Annotated in this window: 17 protein-coding genes; 10 read left to right on the plus strand and 7 right to left on the minus strand. The window is 59.5% G+C overall.

Annotation, left to right across the window (positions count from 1 at the left end; genetic code table 11):
- Positions 1-14 precede the first annotated feature (14 nt).
- From RBB81_RS19255 to RBB81_RS19275, 5 genes are all read right to left on the minus strand, one after another.
- A complete protein-coding gene (locus RBB81_RS19255) occupies positions 15-1,172 on the minus strand; it encodes an acyl-CoA dehydrogenase (RefSeq protein ID WP_183787783.1) in 1,158 nt (385 codons plus the stop codon).
- Between the two features lie 239 nt (positions 1,173-1,411).
- A complete protein-coding gene (locus RBB81_RS19260; RefSeq protein ID WP_353071756.1) occupies positions 1,412-2,569 on the minus strand; it encodes a trans-sulfuration enzyme family protein in 1,158 nt (385 codons plus the stop codon).
- Positions 2,570-2,612: 43 nt separating this feature from the next.
- Positions 2,613-3,539, minus strand: a complete 927-nt coding sequence (gene cysK / locus RBB81_RS19265; protein WP_179584726.1) for a cysteine synthase A — start codon at positions 3,537-3,539, stop codon at positions 2,613-2,615.
- Between the two features lie 104 nt (positions 3,540-3,643).
- A complete protein-coding gene (locus RBB81_RS19270) occupies positions 3,644-4,798 on the minus strand; it encodes a VWA domain-containing protein (protein WP_353071757.1) in 1,155 nt (384 codons plus the stop codon).
- On the minus strand, positions 4,782-5,948 hold the full coding sequence (locus RBB81_RS19275) for a VWA domain-containing protein (protein WP_353071758.1): 1,167 nt from the start codon (positions 5,946-5,948) through the stop codon (positions 4,782-4,784). The genes RBB81_RS19270 and RBB81_RS19275 overlap by 17 nt, the downstream gene beginning before the upstream one ends.
- Before the next feature lie 262 nt (positions 5,949-6,210).
- On the opposite strand from RBB81_RS19275, the gene RBB81_RS19280 reads away from it, so the two are divergent.
- From RBB81_RS19280 to RBB81_RS19305, 6 genes are all read left to right on the plus strand, one after another.
- On the plus strand, positions 6,211-7,644 hold the full coding sequence (locus RBB81_RS19280; RefSeq protein ID WP_353071759.1) for a DUF1015 domain-containing protein: 1,434 nt from the start codon (positions 6,211-6,213) through the stop codon (positions 7,642-7,644).
- 197 nt (positions 7,645-7,841) lie between these two features.
- A complete protein-coding gene (locus RBB81_RS19285) occupies positions 7,842-8,678 on the plus strand; it encodes an N-acetylmuramoyl-L-alanine amidase family protein (RefSeq protein WP_353071760.1) in 837 nt (278 codons plus the stop codon).
- On the plus strand, positions 8,675-9,328 hold the full coding sequence (locus RBB81_RS19290) for a GerMN domain-containing protein (RefSeq protein ID WP_183787778.1): 654 nt from the start codon (positions 8,675-8,677) through the stop codon (positions 9,326-9,328). Before RBB81_RS19285 ends, RBB81_RS19290 begins: the two co-directional genes overlap by 4 nt.
- A 239-nt stretch (positions 9,329-9,567) precedes the next feature.
- On the plus strand, positions 9,568-10,425 hold the full coding sequence (murI, locus tag RBB81_RS19295) for a glutamate racemase (protein WP_353071761.1): 858 nt from the start codon (positions 9,568-9,570) through the stop codon (positions 10,423-10,425).
- 555 nt (positions 10,426-10,980) lie between these two features.
- A complete protein-coding gene (locus tag RBB81_RS19300) occupies positions 10,981-11,361 on the plus strand; it encodes an EVE domain-containing protein (RefSeq protein WP_183787776.1) in 381 nt (126 codons plus the stop codon).
- A 39-nt stretch (positions 11,362-11,400) separates the two neighbouring features.
- Positions 11,401-11,829, plus strand: coding sequence for a hypothetical protein (locus RBB81_RS19305; RefSeq protein WP_221272737.1), 429 nt, complete (start codon positions 11,401-11,403; stop codon positions 11,827-11,829).
- A 40-nt stretch (positions 11,830-11,869) separates the two neighbouring features.
- Here the strand turns inward: RBB81_RS19305 and RBB81_RS19310 are convergent, their stop codons facing one another.
- Positions 11,870-13,186, minus strand: a complete 1,317-nt coding sequence (locus tag RBB81_RS19310; RefSeq protein WP_353071762.1) for a Gfo/Idh/MocA family protein — start codon at positions 13,184-13,186, stop codon at positions 11,870-11,872.
- Between the two features lie 133 nt (positions 13,187-13,319).
- Here RBB81_RS19310 and RBB81_RS19315 point away from each other — a divergent pair, with 133 nt between their 5' ends.
- The gene (locus RBB81_RS19315) at positions 13,320-14,081 is read left to right on the plus strand and encodes an enoyl-ACP reductase FabI (RefSeq protein ID WP_179584743.1); all 762 of its coding nucleotides are present in this window, start codon (positions 13,320-13,322) and stop codon (positions 14,079-14,081) included.
- A 208-nt stretch (positions 14,082-14,289) separates the two neighbouring features.
- Entirely contained in the window at positions 14,290-14,799 is a 510-nt protein-coding gene (locus RBB81_RS19320; protein ID WP_179584745.1) for a DinB family protein, read from the plus strand.
- A gap of 22 nt (positions 14,800-14,821) precedes the next feature.
- Here the strand turns inward: RBB81_RS19320 and RBB81_RS19325 are convergent, their stop codons facing one another.
- Positions 14,822-16,138 carry a metal-dependent hydrolase family protein gene (locus RBB81_RS19325; protein WP_353071763.1) on the minus strand — a complete coding sequence of 439 codons (1,317 nt, stop codon included), beginning with the start codon at positions 16,136-16,138 and terminating at the stop codon, positions 14,822-14,824.
- A 127-nt stretch (positions 16,139-16,265) separates the two neighbouring features.
- On the opposite strand from RBB81_RS19325, the gene RBB81_RS19330 reads away from it, so the two are divergent.
- Entirely contained in the window at positions 16,266-16,574 is a 309-nt protein-coding gene (locus RBB81_RS19330; RefSeq protein ID WP_179584749.1) for a DUF6582 domain-containing protein, read from the plus strand.
- Between the two features lie 236 nt (positions 16,575-16,810).
- Entirely contained in the window at positions 16,811-18,214 is a 1,404-nt protein-coding gene (locus tag RBB81_RS19335) for an amidohydrolase family protein (RefSeq protein ID WP_353071764.1), read from the plus strand.
- The last annotated feature ends 89 nt before the right edge of the window (positions 18,215-18,303 follow it).

An 18,303-nucleotide genomic window follows, 5' to 3' on the forward strand; every position in this document is an offset into this window, starting at 1 on the left:
ATAAAAAAACTGCACTAGCCACGGCTCGGGCTCTTCCCCAGCAGCTCTCGCGCTATCACCATCCGCTGAATCTCGCTCGTTCCCTCACCAATCGGGCAGAGCCTTACATCCCGGTAAAACTTCTCTGCCGGATAATCCTTGATGAACCCATACCCCCCATGAATCTGCACGCCCTCGTCGCAGATCCTGCACGCCGCCTCGCTCGCATACAGCTTCGCCATCGCCGACTCTAGCGTTACCTTCTTGCCCGCATCCTTCATCTGTGCTGCACGCATCGTCAACAGCCACGCCGCATCGAGCTGCGTCGCCATGTCCGCGAGTTTGAATTGAATCGCCTGAAACTCGCTAATGGCCTTTCCGAACTGCCGTCTCTCCTGCGCATACTTCATCGCCGCATCGAGCGCCCCACGCGCCATCCCCAGACTCAGCGCCGCGATCGAAATTCTCCCTCCATCGAGCACCCGCATAGCATCTTTAAACCCGTCTCCCTCTTTCCCAACCAGATTCTCCGATGGAACCTCACAGTCCTCGAAGATCAACTCCGCCGTGTCGCTCGCCCGCAGCCCCAGCTTGTTCTCCTTCCGACCCGACCGAAACCCCTTCGTTCCGCGCTCCACGACAAACGCCGAGATCCCGCCGCGAGTTCCCTTCTCCTTATCCGTCACCGCGAGCACCACCGCGCAGTTCGCATAACTCCCATTAGTGATGAACGTCTTGCTCCCATTCAGCACCCACTTATCTCCCTGCTTTACCGCCGTGGTGCGGGCCCCGCCGGCATCCGAGCCCGAACCCGGCTCCGTCAACCCCCACGCACCCAGCCACTGGCCACTCGCCAGCTTTGGAATCCACCGCTTCCTCTGCTCATCGTTCCCACCAAGCATGATGTGATTCGTACACAGCGAGTTATGCGCCGCAACGATGATTCCTACACTCCCATCCACGCGCGAAAGCTCCTCAATCGCAAGCACATACTCCACGTAACCCATACCCGCTCCGCCCAGCGACTCGGGAAAGATCACCCCCAGCAAACCCATCTCCCCAAGCTTCTTCACCACATCGTGAGGAAACTCGCTCTTTTCATCCCACTCCGAGACATGTGGCGCAATCTCGCCCTCGGCAAACGCTCTTACTGCGCTTTGCAACTGCTTCTGCTCATCGGTCAACCCAAACATGCATCCTCCAAGGCTTCATAACCTGCGCTAATACATGTATCACATTCATGCATACTCTGGCACGGGTGACACGTATACCAATGTAAGTGCGAGGTCCGCTGCATCGGGCCTCCCGTTGGTCGCGTCATCTTCCCTTCCGAACAACGGGAGGACCTAGCCTTTCACTCGCCACAACAAGGTATACAAGTCACAAAGTGACCGCCCTCCGCGCAGGAGGCCCGTCCGGCAGGGCACAGTCTTCAGATCTTATCCAGAGCCTGCCCCAAATCCGCGACGATATCCTCCACATCTTCAATCCCCACCGAAACCCGCATCAATCCGTCGGTAATTCCCAGACGCGCGCGACCCTCCGCTCCCACCGCGGCATGCGTCATCGTCGCCGGATGACATATCAACGTCTCCACCCCACCCAATGATTCCGCCAGCAGTCCAAGCCGAAGCGCCTTTGCAAACTTGTTTGCCTTCTCCAGCGACCCCAGTTCCATCGAGATCATCGACCCAAACCCGTGCTGCTGCCGCTTCGCCAGTTCGTGCTGCGGATGCTCAACCAACCCAGGATAAAACACTTGCTGAACCTTTGCATGACCCTTCAAAAAGTCAGCAACCACGCGGCCATTAGCATCATGCTGCTTCATCCGCACCGCCAGCGTCTTCACTCCGCGCAGTAGTAGATAACTCTCAAACGGCGACAAGATCCCGCCTGTACACTTCTGCACAAACCGAAATGTCTCCGCATGCTCCGGTTTGGTGCAGATCAGAACGCCGCCCAACCCATCCGAGTGGCCATTCAAAAACTTCGTCGTCGAATGCATCACGATATCGGCGCCCAGTGCGATCGGCTGCTGCAGATAGGGCGACAGGAACGTGTTGTCAACACTCAACTCCACACCCTTCGCATGGCAGATCCTCGCCACTGCGCCAATATCCGTCAGCGACATCATCGGATTCGTCGGCGTCTCGATGTGCACCAACTTCGTCGCCGGAGTAATCGCAGCAGCGACATTCTCGGCCACGCTCGTATCGACATAGGTAAACGTCAACCCATAGTTCGTCAGTACTTTGTCAAACAGCCGCCCGGTCCCGCCGTACACATTATCCGAGCAGACCACATGGTCACCCGACTTCATCATCGTGCACAGCGCCGTGATCGCCGCCATCCCGCTGCCGAACACATGAGCGCTCGTCCCGCCTTCGAGAGAGCACAGGCTCTCCTCCAACGCATCCCGCGTCGGATTCGTCAGCCGAGCGTACTCATGCCCCTTGTTCTTCCCGATCTCCTCCTGCTGATACGTCGAGGTCAGATAAATCGGTACATTCACCGCGCCCGTCGACTGGTCAGGAGCCTGCCCATCATGAATCGCCCGTGTTGCAAACCCAGGTTTCTTCGTCGCTTCCATTATTTGTAACCTCAATAAACACAATCTATTTTGCAATCAAAAATTAATTCAGCAATTCCTTCGACAGATACCGCTCCGCCGAATCCGGAATCACCGTCACCACTCTCTTCCCCGCTCCCAGCTCCCGCGCCACGTCAACCGCCGCGCACAACATCGCCCCCGCGCTGGACCCCGCGAACACACCCTCTTCCGCAGCAAGCCGCTTCACCATCTCCAACGCTGGCTCGTCCATCACCATCATCACGCGATCACACACAGAGCGGTCAAACGTCGCAGGAATAAACGAAACCCCAATTCCTTCCACCTTATGCGGTCCCGGCTCGCCGCCCTCCAGAACACTCCCCTGCGGTTCGACGGCAACGGTCAGAATCTCAGCCCGCTTCTTCTTGAAAAACCGGGCCACTCCGGTAAACGTTCCCGCTGAACCGACCCCTGAGACCCACGCGTCCACGCGGCCTTCCATCTGCTCCCAGATCTCAGCCGCCGTCGTCTCCTCATGAAAGTCAGGGTTCGCTGGGTTCTCAAACTGCAGCGCAGCGAACGCCCCCGGCGTCTCTTTCTCGAACTGCAGGGCCCTCCGAATAGCCCCCGCCATGCCCTCGGGTTCAGGAGTCCGAACCACTGTCGCTCCGAGTCCGCGCATCAGCTTGCACTTCTCCTCGGCAAACTGCTCCGGCACATACAGCATCACCTTGTACCCGCGATTGACTCCGATCAGCGCCAGCCCAACACCAGTATTCCCAGCCGTCGCCTCCACAATCGTGCCGCCAGGCTGCAGCACGCCCCGCCGCTCAGCATCCAGCACAATCCCGAGCGCAGCCCTGTCTTTAATACTTCCACCCGGATTCAAGAACTCCAGCTTTGCCCAGATCTCTGCGCAGTTCTCACTACCACTTCTCAATTCAAGCCGGCGGAGACGCACCATTGGCGTCTGCCCAACTAACTCCAAAATGCTCTCAACAACCTTCATCAATCCAATCCTTCACACACAAAATCGACCGTCAGGTTCAATCGTACTAACAGACGGAGGTATCCTGAGGCAATCGCCTTTAACTCCATCAGCGATCCTACGCCTCAGTTCTTCTTTTCTGGGTCACTAAAGCCAGCGCCGCCACCTTTGCTCGCATCCGCCACCACCCTCGGATAGTACCCAGTCCGCGTCCGCACCGAAAGCCGCCCGAAGTTCTTCGACTTAGCCTCCACATGCACCTCGCGATAACCACCCAACGTCGGCGACTTCGTCGAGTGATAGGAGATCGTGTACTGCGTGCGAATATCCTGCGCCACCTCCGCGGCGATCGTATCGACCTCCTTCACCGACTTCGGAAAGTAAGCCGCACCGCCGGTCTGTTCCGCCAGCGTCTCCAGCACCCTGCGCGCATGCCGCGACTCGCGCTTATCCGTATCCTCACCAAACAGCAAGCCTACACAGTAAATCACCGGACCATCGAGATCCTGAATCCTTCGAATCGTCTGCTCCAGTGTTGCACTCGAAGCATTATCTTCGCCGTCCGTAATCACCAACAGAACCTGCTTCGGATGCTTCGCGTTCTTCGCCAGATAATCGGCTGAGGCCACCAGCGCATCGTAGATTGCTGTTCCACCGCTCGATTTGATGTATCCCAGCCCCTGTTGCAACTTGTCGATATTGTTCGTAAAGTCCTGATCGATGAACGCCTCCCATGAGAAGTCCACCAGAAACTCTTCATCCTCGGGATTCGACAGCTTCACAAAATCGAGCGACGCCTTGTCCACCGCCACTCGCTTGTCGTACATCGACCCAGAGCTGTCGATCAGCAGCCCCAGCGACACCGGCAGATCCTCGTGCCGAAACGAGTTGATCGTCTGCGGAACTCCATCTTCATAAATATGAAATGCATCTTTATCCAGCGTCTGAATCGACCGCCCGCTCCCATCCAGCACCGTCGCATTCAGGCGGACCTCGTAAGCATCCTGCCGCAATGTATACTTGCCGTTCTCCCGCGCAATCGTACCGCTACTCCCCACACCCTGCGGCGCGGTTGTCTGACTCCGCGCCGGCGTATCAGGGTCAGGCGAAGCCACCGGATCGCGATCGACGGTCAGCGAAGGCTGTTGTGAAACGGGTTGTTGTTTCGCGGGTGTCTGCGGAGATGCCGGCCGCTGGGCCCAACCGCCCACCCCACCAGCCATCAGCATCAACCATCCTGCGGCCATCCCTGGCCAAAAGCTCTTACTGCGAAGGTGCATAGTATCCCTGGCGATTATGTACCGTCAGGTTCGGAAGCCCTGGCGGCGGAACGAGTCGTATCTTCAATTTACGCCAGTTCCCATCCTGCTTCACCTCCGAAGGCCTGTACCCGATCACATATTCATTCCTTAGCTCCGCGCTAATCCGCGAAGCAATATCGCCCAGATCCCCCAACTCCGACACTCGGAACATCCGTCCTCCGGTCATGTCGCAGATATCCGTCAGCAGAATAGGTCCTAGCTGCTCCTCGGTCGTCGGCGCATACTGGTCGAAGATCCCGATCGAGTAAATCTGTACATCGCTCTCTCGAACCACTCGCCGCAGCTCGCCCTCCGTATATCGGCTTCGATTATCCCCGCCGTCCGAGATAATCAGCAACGCCTTCCGTTCATACTTCGCCTGCTTCAGCTTATCCACACCCAGATAGATCGCATCGATCAGCGCTGTCCGGTTCTCGGGCTTCAACATCACCATCCGCGCCTCTACATCGTCGACATCCGACGTATAGTCCACAATCACCGCTGGCCGATCATTGAACCCCACCACGAAAAATTCGTCCTGCGGATTCGACGTCCTCAAAAACTCACTGAGCGCCTTCCGAGCCCGCACAAACTTCGACGACATGCTCCCGCTCAGGTCGAAGATGATTCCGATCGTTACCGGCGCATCCTGCGTCGAAAAGCTCTTAATCACCTGCCCCACATTGTTGTCGAAGACCTCGAAGTTCTCCCGCTCCAATCCCGTGACTAGCCGGTTCATCGAGTCAGTAACAGTCGCTGGAATCAACACCAGGTTCACATCCACACGAATCCGCGCATCCCGTCTCGAGGTTGCCAGCGCAGCCGCGTTCGCCGCACCCTCAATCACCGGCTTCTTCTCCTCAGGCGTCTTCGGAGGAGCCGGTGGCGCCGGCGTATGTACCACATCCAGCGGATTCTCCTGCTCCTGCCCGCGACAGACTTCACTTCCCGCTGCACCCCACAACCCCAGGCACAGCAGCACCACGAGCCCCCACACAGCCCGACGCCCTCTCTGGCGACCTGCCACCCAATCTCTCCGCCTGTCGACTCCGACAACTACCTTGTCCCGTATGTTGATCTCCATCTCGGCACCTATGCCATCCTCGCGACCACTTGGCCGTCGTACCATCCGTGGAGTTCCTCCACACCATCTCCACTAATCACCAGACCCACAGCCCGCCAAGTCCACCAGATGCTGCGTTCTGAAGATAATAGACCCCGTGTCAACCCCTTTTGTCATCATTTCGCTACAGATCGTTACAGAGCGTCGCTAACGCTGTCTCGTCAACGTTCTAGGTGCGCTTTCGGATTCGTCACCCCCTTCTTACCCTCTCTTCACACCCCAACCCGTACAATCACCTCATATTCCAACTCTGGAGCAACCTCAAAGCATGGCCCGTCTTTACCCCTTCCGCGCCCTCCGTTACGACCCCGCTCGCGTCAACATGGAAGACGTCGTCACCCAGCCCTACGACAAGATCTCCCCGGCCATGCAGCAGCGCTACTACGAAGCCAGCCCCTACAACCTCATCCGCGTCATCCTCGGCAAACACGAACCAGGCGACACCGAAGCCCAGGACTTCCTCCCCGCTGGCGAGAAGGCGCACAACGTCTATACCCGCGCCGCCGAGACCATCCGCGAGTGGCGCCGCGATCGCGTCCTCGCAGAAGAGTCCGAGCCCGCCGTCTACGGCTACTCCCAGACCTACGAAGTGCCCGGCACCAACGAGACCCGCGAACGCCGCGGCTTCATCGCCCTCGGCCACCTCTACGACTACGCCGACAAGGTCGTCTACCGCCACGAGCAGACCTTCCCCAAGCACAAGTCCGACCGCCTCGCCCTCTTCAAGGCCACCCGCGCCTACTGCGAGCAGATCTACATGCTCTACTCCGACCCTGCATTCACCGCCGAAAAGCTCATCTTCGGCGCCAACGGCCCCGGCAAAAACTTCAGCGGCATGATCGGACCGGACACCGCCCCAGCCGACCTCGCCATCACCGACGAGTACAACGTCGTCCACCGCCTCTGGAAGATCACCGACCCCAACATCATCAATCTCCTCCTCACCGCCATGGCCGACAAAAAACTCATCATCGCCGACGGCCATCACCGCTACGAGACCTCCGTCGCCTACGCCAAGGAGCGCTCAGCCCAACTCAAGCTCCCCTTCAAGCAGCCCATCCCCGGCGACGAAGACGGCTCCCCATCGGTCATCGCGGACGGCGACACCCGCTCCACCCTGCCCACCCCCGCCTTCCCCGAAGCCGCCATGATGATGACCTTCGTCAATATGGACGCGCCCGGCATTACCATCCTCCCCACCCACCGCGTCGTCCACGGTCTGCCCAATTTCAGCTCACCCGACTTCGTCACCAAAGCCAGCGCCTTCTTCAACGTCAAAGAACTCGCCACCCCCGACCTCGCCGACCTCAACGCCACTCCCGGCACCGCCTTCCTCGCCGCCACCGGCGACGGCAACTACCTCCTCACCCCAAAGCCCGACATCATCGCAGCGGCCCTCAAAGGCATCTCCCCCCGCCAGGCCCAGCTCGATGTCGTGCAGCTCCACAGCATCATCCTCGACAAGCTCCTCGGCCTCGATCAGGAGACCATCACCCGCCTCGGCAACGTCCGCTACATCCGCGAGGCCTCCGAAGCCACCGCGCTCGTCGCCAGCGGCGAAGCAGACATCGCCTTCCTCATCAAACCCATCACCCTCGACCAGCTCCGCGACATCTCCCTCTCCGGCGACGTCATGCCCCAGAAATCCACCGACTTCTACCCAAAACTCCTAAGCGGCCTAGCCATCTACGCCCTCGACTAAAACGCCTGACAAAGCAGAAAGCCTGCCCGCATTGTTAGCCACAGCTTTCGCCAGTGCCATTGCTTTGTTGTTGCTTGTCCTTTTGCTGTCATTTCCGCAGCGAAGCGAAGAATCTGCTGTTTGGAGTTTCGCCAATTCTAAAACTGTCATCTCGACCGAAGCAGCTCACAGTCTCATCGTGAGCTGCGCAGTGGATTGTGGCTACAGCTTTCAATTGCAGCGAACCGATTCATGCTGCGGTATCCGTCAAGACCCCGTATTTCGCTTTTCTCTCCCCACTCCACCCCACCCTTTACAATCATCCAGACACTCTCTTGACTCATCCCTGCAAACAATTCGCCCCGCGCCTCTTCCTCGTCCTCCTGACGAGCCTCGCCCCCATCACCGCTCAAGCCCAGCAGCCCATCCCCCGCACCACTATCTTCCTCGACCCCGCCCACGGCGGCGCGGACTCCGGCGCCAGACTCTCCGACAGCCTCCCCGAAAAATCCCTCACCCTCACCTTCGCCGCTCGCCTCCGCGCTCTCCTCTCCACCAGCGGTTTCTCGGTCATCGCCACCCGCGACTCCGACCCCTCTGTCCCCTTCACCACCGACCAGCGCGCCGAGATCGCCAACCACTCCCACCCCACCGCCTGCCTCGTCCTCCACGCCACCGCCAGCGGCAACGGCATCCACATCATCACCTCCGACGTTCCCCCACCCGACGACGACGACACCGACACCCACCACGCGATCCCCTGGGACACCGCCCAATCCGCCTCCATCCCCCAGAGCCTCGCCCTCGCCAACTCCCTCGGCCTCGCCCTCCTCCACTCCAGGCTCCCCGTCCTCCTCACGCGCTCCTCCCTCCGCCCTCTCGACAACCTCACCTGCCCCGCCGTCGCCATCGAGATCGCCCCCCTCGTCCCCGCCGACGGTGAGGCCACCCCCGTCAGCGACGCCAACTACCAGCAGCAGATCGCCCAGGCCATCGCCACCGGCCTCGCCAACTGGCGCAGAAACCAAAACCCCGCCGCCGGAGCCGCCCGATGATCCCCCGCTACCAGCGCATCCTCTTCTGGAGCCTCATCGCGGGCATCTTCCTCATGTCCGCCTTCCTTCTCCGCGGCTGCCAGCAGGCTCACAAACGTCTCGCCGCACTCAACGACGCCACTCCCATCGCCGCACCCACCGCCACCAGCACCGAAGACGTCACCCTCTACCTGGCCAACGACACCGAAGCCTCCATCACCCCAACCACCGAATCCGTCGCCCTCCCTCAGGCCCCGACCCTCCGCGCCCGCACCCTCCTCGAGCATCTCCTCGCAGCCTACGCCCTCCCCACCTCCGCCCACCCACTCCAAAGCGGTCCCGCGGTCGATGACGTCTTCCTCCTCACCCCCGCGACGAACACTCCCGACAGGTATCACACCGGCTCGTCACAGAGCGCCCAGTTGGCGATCGTCAATCTCCGCGGCTCCTTCGTAGACAACCACCCCTCAGGCATCCAGGTCGAAGGGCTCACCGTGCAATCGATCATCGGCACCCTCCACGCCGCCCTCCCGCAGGTCACCGGCGTCCGTTTCCTCGTAGACGGCCAGCCTCACGACACCCTCGCCGGCCATGCCGACCTGCTCCGCACCTACCCCGCAGTCGACACCACCTCTCACCCAGCCCCACCCACCGAAGCTCCTCAGCTATAAAAGAAAGAGCATAAATAGTTCATTCGTCGCCTCGACTATTGTTCTTGCCGTTCCACGTTCTGCCGTCATCCTGAGCGCAGCGAAGGACCCCGAAGGTCTCCGGCCCTTCACAACCTTCCGAACCTTTCCGCCAAAAAAGAATGTTCAACAATAACAAGAGCTTCAGCAGAAAGAACCAGCCCTGAGCAAGAGAAACAGCCCTCAACAAAAAAGAAAGCAGCTTCAGCAATAAAACAACCATGACCGAAAGCCCCGCAGCCAATCCAAACACCGCAAAATCCCTCACCATCGGCGTCTTCGACTCAGGCTTCGGCGGCCTCACCGTCCTCCGCGCGCTCCTCCCGCTCATCCCACACGCCCACTACCTCTTCCTAGGCGACACCGCACGTCTCCCCTACGGCTCCAAGTCCCGCGAAACCGTCGCTCGCTACGCCGTCTCCAGCGCAAAGTTCCTCCACGCACAAGGAGCCGACCTCCTCGTTATCGCCTGCAACACCGCCACTGCCCTCGCCCTGCCAGATATCCAGCAAGCCCTGCCCATCCCCGTCATCGGCGTAGTCGAACCCGGAGCCCAGGCGGCCCTCGCAACCTCCAGCTTCCCCGACAGCCCCAACCACGTCCTCGTCCTCGCCACCCAAGCCACAGTCCAGTCCCACGCCTACACCCGCGCCCTCAACGCCCTCGGCCTCGAAGCCTGCGAAAAAGCCTGCCCCCTCCTCGTCCCCCTCGTCGAAGAGGGCTGGACCAACCACCCCGTCACCGACGAAGTTCTAAAAATCTACCTAACCGAAGCCCTTGCCGCCGCACCCGCCACGCAGACCCTCCTCCTCGGCTGCACCCACTACCCACTCATCGAGCCGGCCATCCACCGCACCCTCGACTCCATCGGCCATACCCTCACCATCATCGACTCCGCCGAAGCCACCGCCCGAGCCACCGCGACCCTCGTAGCCCAGCACTTCCCCAACCTCACCCCCACCGCCAAGCCCACCTGCACCTTCTACGCCACCGACTCCATAGAAAAATTCCAGCGCCTGGGCTCCAACTTCCTTGGCCAGCCCGTCACCGAAGTCAATCTAGTAGATCTCGGCGGCTAGCGCCCCAAGCCTAAGTTTGCGGCAAACTATCCGCATTGCCTTTAAGCTTTTGCTGTCATCCTGAGCGCAGCGAAGGATCCCGACGAACTCCGTCCAACCCTAGCCGCCCGACCCTTTCAACCCCACCCCAAGGTGGAACGAACCATCGAAGTCCAAGTGTGTCTGAAATATTTGATAGGCTGTCCTGATGAGTCCGCAGAACCGAATTGTCTTCACCGTTCTTGGAGCTTTATGGGTCGGAGGGTGGGGGTTTGCGTTCTACCGGTATCCTGAGTTTTTTGCTTCTATAAACCACCGCCTTGGACGGAAGATGTTTGCAACTCCGAGGTACATCGCGTTGCTTAGGGGATCGGAATTGTTGAAATGGTTCTCGCGGGTATCGGTATCATCTCGCTTTTCCTGATCAATTGGTAAAGCTGCCCGGTCGGGTTAGACCGACCAACGCAGATTTCAGACACCATCGAAGTCCAGACTTAAGTCTTCTCTTTCGAAGACTTTGACACAAAAACAAGGGGAAGGGGGAGGTACCTCGACCCACGAAACGGAGCCAACCAGATGCCTTACCTGCTCAAAACCGAACCCACCAAATACTCCTTCGAAGACCTCGAGCGCGATGGCGAGACCACCTGGGACGGCATCTCCAACCCCCAGGCCCTCCTCAACCTTCGTGGCATGAAGCCCGGAGAAAAACTCGTCATCTATCACTCCAACATCGGCAAAGCGGCCGTTGGCACCGCAAAAGTAGTCTCGGTAGACGCCACCGACCCCAAAAACCCGCAGGTACGCATCAAGCCCGTCAAGCGCCTCAAGACCGAGAAGCCCCTCGACGAGATCCGCACCGCCGCCGTCTTCAAAGACTCCATCCTCTTCCGCCAGTTCCGCCTATCCGTCGTCCCCCTCACCGACGCCCAATATGACTGGCTCACAATCGCGTAACCCCAATCACGTAGCCCGCAATTGAATACAGGAGGAATTGTGCGCGTCTTCGTGCAAAGATCATCGCTTGCTCTATTCGCGGTTCTCGTAGGCTCCATGCAAGCGCAGTCAACACCAGCGCTGCGTCATGGTCCAGCCTTCGGAACATTTAGCAACCTGCACTATATTGATCAAACCGGCGACGTAGTCGGTACCGAGATAACGATCATTCCTCAGCACAAAACGGCCTATGCAATCTTTCAGTGCTCCGAAGGCGCACCAAGCGATCCAGTCTTCGTCCCGGTGTCATTGAATGGCCGTCAGATCCAGTTCACGGTACACAGTCGGGACAAAAGTTGCGATGGAGTCTTCACTGGAACGATCACTGCTCGGGGCCTGAAGCTCGTTGCGCAAAGCGAAAACAAAGGCCCGAAAGAGTCCGAAGGTGGCGAACTCCTTTCGCGACGAGCGAGCTACTGGTCTCATTAGCGCAATCTAGTCCTGAGGCGTATCCAGCGACTCCGCTGAGCTATCCCTTCTTCAAGATCACCTTCTTCTCGAAGTAGGAAGCATTCGCCATATGGCAAGCCGCCGCCGCATGGTATCCAAACACCACGTCCTCCGCCACCGGCTTCCGCGACCGCACCGCATCGAAGAACGTAGCCAGGTGCGGCCGCAGCTCATCCCACGACGGTCCCTTCCAAGCCATCGTGTCATCCAACGGATGCTCCGCCAGAAACGCATCGTGCTCCGCATGCCACTGCTTCTCATACTGCGCATGCATCGCCGCCGGAAACCCATTGATCCCATAAGCCGGCGACCGATCCACTCCCAGCTGAGGAATCAACGTGACCGTATTGGTATTCGAAATCTCGATCACACCCTTCGGCCCCATCACCCGCGTCACCTCCGGCGTATCCGTCCCCAGTGTCAATCGCACCGTCACCGGCACACCGCTATATTCAAACTCCGTCACCATCAGGTCCGGCATATTCCGCCCATCCTTCCAGCGATAGATCCCCCCAATCGAATAAGCCCTGTCCGGAATTGCATTGATCCCAGTTACAAATTGCATCCCGCTCAGCAGATGCACCATCAGGTCACCCGCCATCCCAGTGCCGTACTCGTGAAACGCACGCCACCGCGCAAACGCAATCGGATCGAACGCCTTCTTCGGCGCACTCCCCTGCCACGTCGCCCAGTCCAGCGTCTCCGGCGAAAGATCCAACGGCGGCGGATACACCCACGCTCCACCCGGCGAGTTTCTCCCCAGCTGTAGCTCAACCTGATGCACCTCGCCAATCGCGCCCGAGTCGTACAACTCCTTCGCCTTCCCAAATACCTTCGAACTCACCCGCTGCGAACCCACCTGCACAAAGTTGTTGCTCCCCTTCACCGCCGCCACCATCTCTTCCCCCTCAGCGATCGTGTGCGACATCGGCTTCTCGCAATGCACATCCTTCCCCGCGCGAATCGCATCCACCGTGATCTGCTTATGCCAGTGATCTGGCACCGCAACAATCACCGCTTCGATATCCTTGTCCTCCAAAATGTCCTGATACCGCCGCGTCGTCTTGATATTCGCGCCCGCAATCTCCTTCGCCAATGTGTGCCGCCCGTCATACAGATCGCACGCCGCCACACACTGCGCCTGCGGCAGTGTCACCGCAGCCCTCAACAGCGAAGACCCTTGAATCCCCACGCCGATGCTCGCGAATCTTACCCGGTCCCCACTCGCCACCGGCTGCGCCTGCTCCTGCCCAAGCACCACCGCTCCCGGCAGAGCCGCCGCCATAGCCAACCCACTCCCCGTCTGTAAAAACCGTCTGCGCGAAAACTCCGACATCAAAATATCCTCCTCGAACAACGCCTCCACTATAGAAGAATCCGCCGCGCTCTCGTACCGCCCTCACCCTGCTATCCTTTCTGTTGGGCCGCGCCTCAGCCGCCAAGCCATCTCGAAAGGATCACCGCGCATCATGATTGACCTCAAAGGCAAAGTAGCCGTCGTCTTCGGCCTCGCCAACAAACGCAGCATCGCCTGGGGCATCGCCCAGAAGCTCTTTGAAGCCGGCGCCACCCTCGCCATCTGCTACCAGAACGAACGCCTCCAGCGCGAAGCCGAAGAGCTCGCCGCCGATCTCCCCGGAACAAAGACCTTCCGCTGCGACGTCTCCATCGACGCCGACATTGACGGCGTCATCGACCAGCTCAAATCCGCCTACGGCAAGATCGACATCCTCGTCCACTCCATCGGCTTTGCCCCGAACATCAAGAACAACGTTCTCAACACCGCCCGCGAAGACTTCCGCATCGCGCACGACATCAGCGTCTACTCCCTCATCGCCCTCGCTCGCGCCGCAGAGCCTCTCATGGCCGAAGGAAGCTCCATCCTCACCCTCACCTACTACGGCGCAGAAAAAGTCTTCCCCAACTACAACATCATGGGCGTAGCTAAAGCCGGACTCGAAGCCGCCGTCCGCTACCTCGCCTCCGACCTCGGAGCTAAAAAGATTCGCGTCAACGCGATCTCCGCCGGGCCCATCAAAACCCTCGCCGCCCGCGGTATCAGCGACTTCACCAGCATCCTCACCGCCGTCGAACAGCGCGCCCCACTCCATCGCAACGTCGATGCCTTAGAGGTTGGCAACACTGCTCTCTTCCTCTCGAGCCCCCTCGCCAGCGGCATCACCGGCGAAATCACCTTCGTCGACTGCGGCTTCAACATCACCGGTCTATAACAAAGGCCCCCCCGCGTATCACAACGTCACCGGCCACTACCACGGCAACCACACCCGATAGCAACCACCCAGCACGTCATCCTGAGCTGCGCAGGTCACAGTCTCATCGTGACCTGCGCAGCCGAAGGATCCCTGTATTTCGCATTTACTTTTCATCTTTCCCTCTTCCCGCTTCGTATATCCTTCTGTCCGTATAGACGGAGCCGACATGACGATCGCTGAAATTCTCCTCCAGGACTTCGACACCGAAATCTCCAACACCCGCCGCACCCTCGAGCGCGTCCCCGAGAACAAAAACAACTGGAAGTGTCACGACAAATCAATGCCTCTCGGCAGGCTCGCCATGCACTGCGCCACTCTTCCTATGTTCGGTTACTACATCCTGGAAGACGACGGCATGGATATGGCCACCTCCAAACGCCCACACATGGCTCTCGAGTTCACCACTCGCGAAAACGCGTTGAAGCAGCTTGAGGAATGCTCCGCCAAATGCCGTGCTTCCTTAGCCTCCGCCAGCGACGAGCGTCTCTCCACTTTGTGGAAGTTTTCTTACGGCGAACAAGTCATCTCCCACAAACCGCGCTCCCAATCCTTCCGCGAGATGTGCTTCGACCATCTCATCCACCATACCGCCCAGGTTGGAGTGTATCTCCGCCTCAACGACATCCCCGTCCCCGCACTCTACGGCCCCTCTGCCGACGAGCAATGGTCAGCCTGAGAGCAACCCTTCAGGCCGCACCTCAAGGCCGCTTGTAGACCACCCCATTCTTCATCACAAACAACACCTTCATAGTCGCCGAGATATCCACCAACGGATCTCCCGGCACTGCGATCACATCCGCATAGTACCCAGCCTTCAACTCCCCAATCTTCTCAGCCCAACCTAGCAGCTTCGCTCCATTCAGCAGGTCCGCCTGCAACACCGCCGCCGGCTTCATCCCAAACTCCACCATTAACTCCAACTCACGCGCCTGTGTCCCGTGCGGAAACGGCCCCACATCGCTCCCCACCGCCATCGGCACCCCCGCCGCCATCTGCTTCTTGAACTCTGCCGCATGATACGCAATCAACTGCCTCTCCCTCGCCTCTGCAGGCTTGCTCACAGCGTGGTCTGCGAAATACTCGCTGATCGCAAACGTCGGCACAGCATAAATCTGCTTCTCCTTCATCGCCCTCATAGTCGAATCGCTCAACTGATACGCATGATCGACCGAAGCCACCCCTGCCGCCACCGCAAATCCCGTCCCCGGCTCCCCTGTCGCATGCACCGCCACCCCCCGCCCCGAACCCACCCCACCACCCGTCCTTTCAGCCTCCTTCACCGCCGCTGCCAGCTCCGCCTCCGTGTACTGATACGGCGTCACAAACTCACCCTCCCGCACCCCATCCTTCCCCGTCTCATACACCTTCGTAAAGTCCGCGCCGCCCTTCCTCTGCTCCCGCATCACCTTCACGATCTCGTCACTCGAATCCGCGTAGTCCGCATTTGAAAGCACCCTCTGCGCCGGGTTATACCCAATCGCGTCCTCGTGCCCGCCGGTCAGATCGATCGCATTGCAACTCATCCGCATCCGCGGCCCCGGTATCAACCCGGAGTTGATCGCATTCCGCACCGCGACATCCGCGCAACCCGCACCCTCGGTACCCATATCGCGCTCCGCCGTAAATCCCGCCATCAAATCCGCCTTCGCCGCCCCCGCCGCAATCAATGTCCGCTCCGGCACACTCTCCTGCACTGTCTGCAAATCCTCCGCCCCCGGATGCAGAAACAGATGCACATGCGCATCGATCAACCCCGGCATCAGCGTCGCATCCCCCAGATCGATCACCTCTGCGCCGGCAGGTCGCTCCACGTGCGGACCCACCGCAACAATCCTCTCTCCCTCCACCAGCACCTCACCCGGAGCCACCAACTTCCCGGCAGCTACATCCAGCATCCGCGCCGCATGCAGCACCACCACATGCTTAGCTGGCCCTGCATCCTGCGCCAAGCAAATCGCCAACGCCGCAAAACCCGCAACCAACCCGCACACTAGTCCACAAAGAAGTTTTTTCATAGTTCCAGCAGCATACCGTGAAATCAGCCAGATCGCGCCCATCCTCACAACGCCGCAGCCACCGCGCCACATCCAACCTCCGTACGCAACCCGACCAGCGGCAAGCTGGAGTACACATGGAGGGAATATGAAAGCAACCTGGAAACACCACGAAGACAACAACGCTCTCGACGCCAAAGAGCGTAACGACCTTCCGGCCTCTGTCTACGCCTTTCCTGAGAAGCGCAAAGAGCCTCTTAGTAACGCCTCCCACGTCCGCAACGCCATCGCCCGCTTCGACCAGGTGAAGGATGTCACCGATCACGAACGCGAACAGGCCTTTGCCAATATCAAAGCTGCAGCCAAACACTACGGTGTAGAAATGCCCGAAACTGACTGGCACGATCTCGGTAAAAAACCACACACCGCCAACCCAAAACACAAAAAGTCAGCCTGACACAAACCTCGTCAAGCAGCACTCAAAACTACACCCGGGTGCCCGCATCTATGTTTTGCAATCGGGCATCCGGCGTGTTGCGACGCGGCATCCGGCGAAGCAGCCCACAACCAGTAGCCGGAGGTCCCAGCCAACCTGCCTTCTCCGCACATTCACCCCACACCAAGAACATCTGCCATTTCCCGCATCGCACACTTTCCAATTGACTTGACAATCCATCCGCGCTAAACACAACCATGCCCCGTCATCTTCCAGTCCTCCTTCGCCGGACGGCCATCCTCCTCGCGATCCTTACCTCTGCCGCGTTCGCCGCGAACCCCAAACTCATCATCCGTAACGCGCGCATCATGACCATGGCCGCCAACCAGCGCGAGCCTATCAACGGCTATCTCTCCATCGCATCAGACGGCACCATCCTCGCCGTCGCTGCCGGAGACCCGCCCGCCACCCTCCACGCCGACAAAGTCATCGACGCCCACGGCGACCTCATGATCCCCGGCTTCATCTCCGCGCACAGCCACCTTTGGCAAGCTGCCTACCGCGGCCTTGCAGCCGACAAAACTCTCCCCGGCTGGATCGACGATCTCTACGGAATCCACGCTGCCAAAGCGTCGCCCGAGGACATGTACTGGTTCGCTCTCCTCGGCTCGCTCGACCACCTTGAGCACGGCATCACCACCGCCTACAACTTCACCTACGGCGGCCGAGCCAAAACCGCAGAGCTAAACAATCAGTTCGAAGAAGCCCAGTTCCGCGGTGCATCAGAGTCCGGCATCCGCTTCGTGCATAGTTACGGACCCGACCGTATGTCTCCCTCAATCACCATCGATCAGGCACGCGCACGCCTCAAGACTTTCCTCGACTGGACCTCCGCCCAGCCAGCCAATCCGCACTTCCTCAGCGTCATGATCAGCGGCATGACCGCATTCAACAACACCTACCAGCAGGCAATGATGGAAGCTGCCATGATGAAGGAGTTCCACCTCGGCAATCAGACCCACTACATCGAAGCGCCCGACGACCAAGGCGAACAGCGCTCCAAGTTTCGTTGGATGATGGACAGCGGCCTGCTCAACAACCAGCTCATCTTCGGACACTTCATCCACTCCGACGAATTCATCCTCCAAGAGACCGCCAAAGCCGGCGCCTCCATGTCCTGGAACCCGCTCTCCAACGGCCGCCTCGCCTCAGGCGTAGCCGACATACCGAAGTACCTCAAGATGGGCATCCGCGTCGGCATGGGCGTCGACGGCGAAGCCAGCGCCGACCTCGCCGACCCCTTTGAAAACATGCGCACCGGCCTCTACGCAATCCACGACAAGTACGAAGACGCCTCCGTCATGAGTCCCTATCAGGTCCTCTGGCTGCACACGATGGGCTCCGCCGACGTCCTCAATATTAAAGACAAACTCGGCTCACTCGAACCCGGCAAGTTCGCCGACTTCCTCCTCATCAACCCGAAGCGTCTCGGCGTCTCGCTCGAAGACCCCTACGCAAACCTCGTCCTCATCGCCTCAGAGCGCGACATCGACAGCGTCTACGTCGGCGGCGAGCTCATGGTAGAGCACAATCAACTCCTCCACCACGACCTCGACAAAATCCAATCCGAGTCCAACCGTCGCGTCCTCGCACAACACTAGAGCAACGCCGCAGTTGTGTAGAGCCGCCTCTTGGCATTTTGTTTGTCATTCCCGAAGGGAATCTGCGGTTGCCTTCCTCCACACCAACA

Origin of the sequence: Tunturibacter gelidoferens, from assembly GCF_040358255.1 — a bacterium.
Lineage (GTDB): Bacteria > Acidobacteriota > Terriglobia > Terriglobales > Acidobacteriaceae > Edaphobacter > Edaphobacter gelidiferens.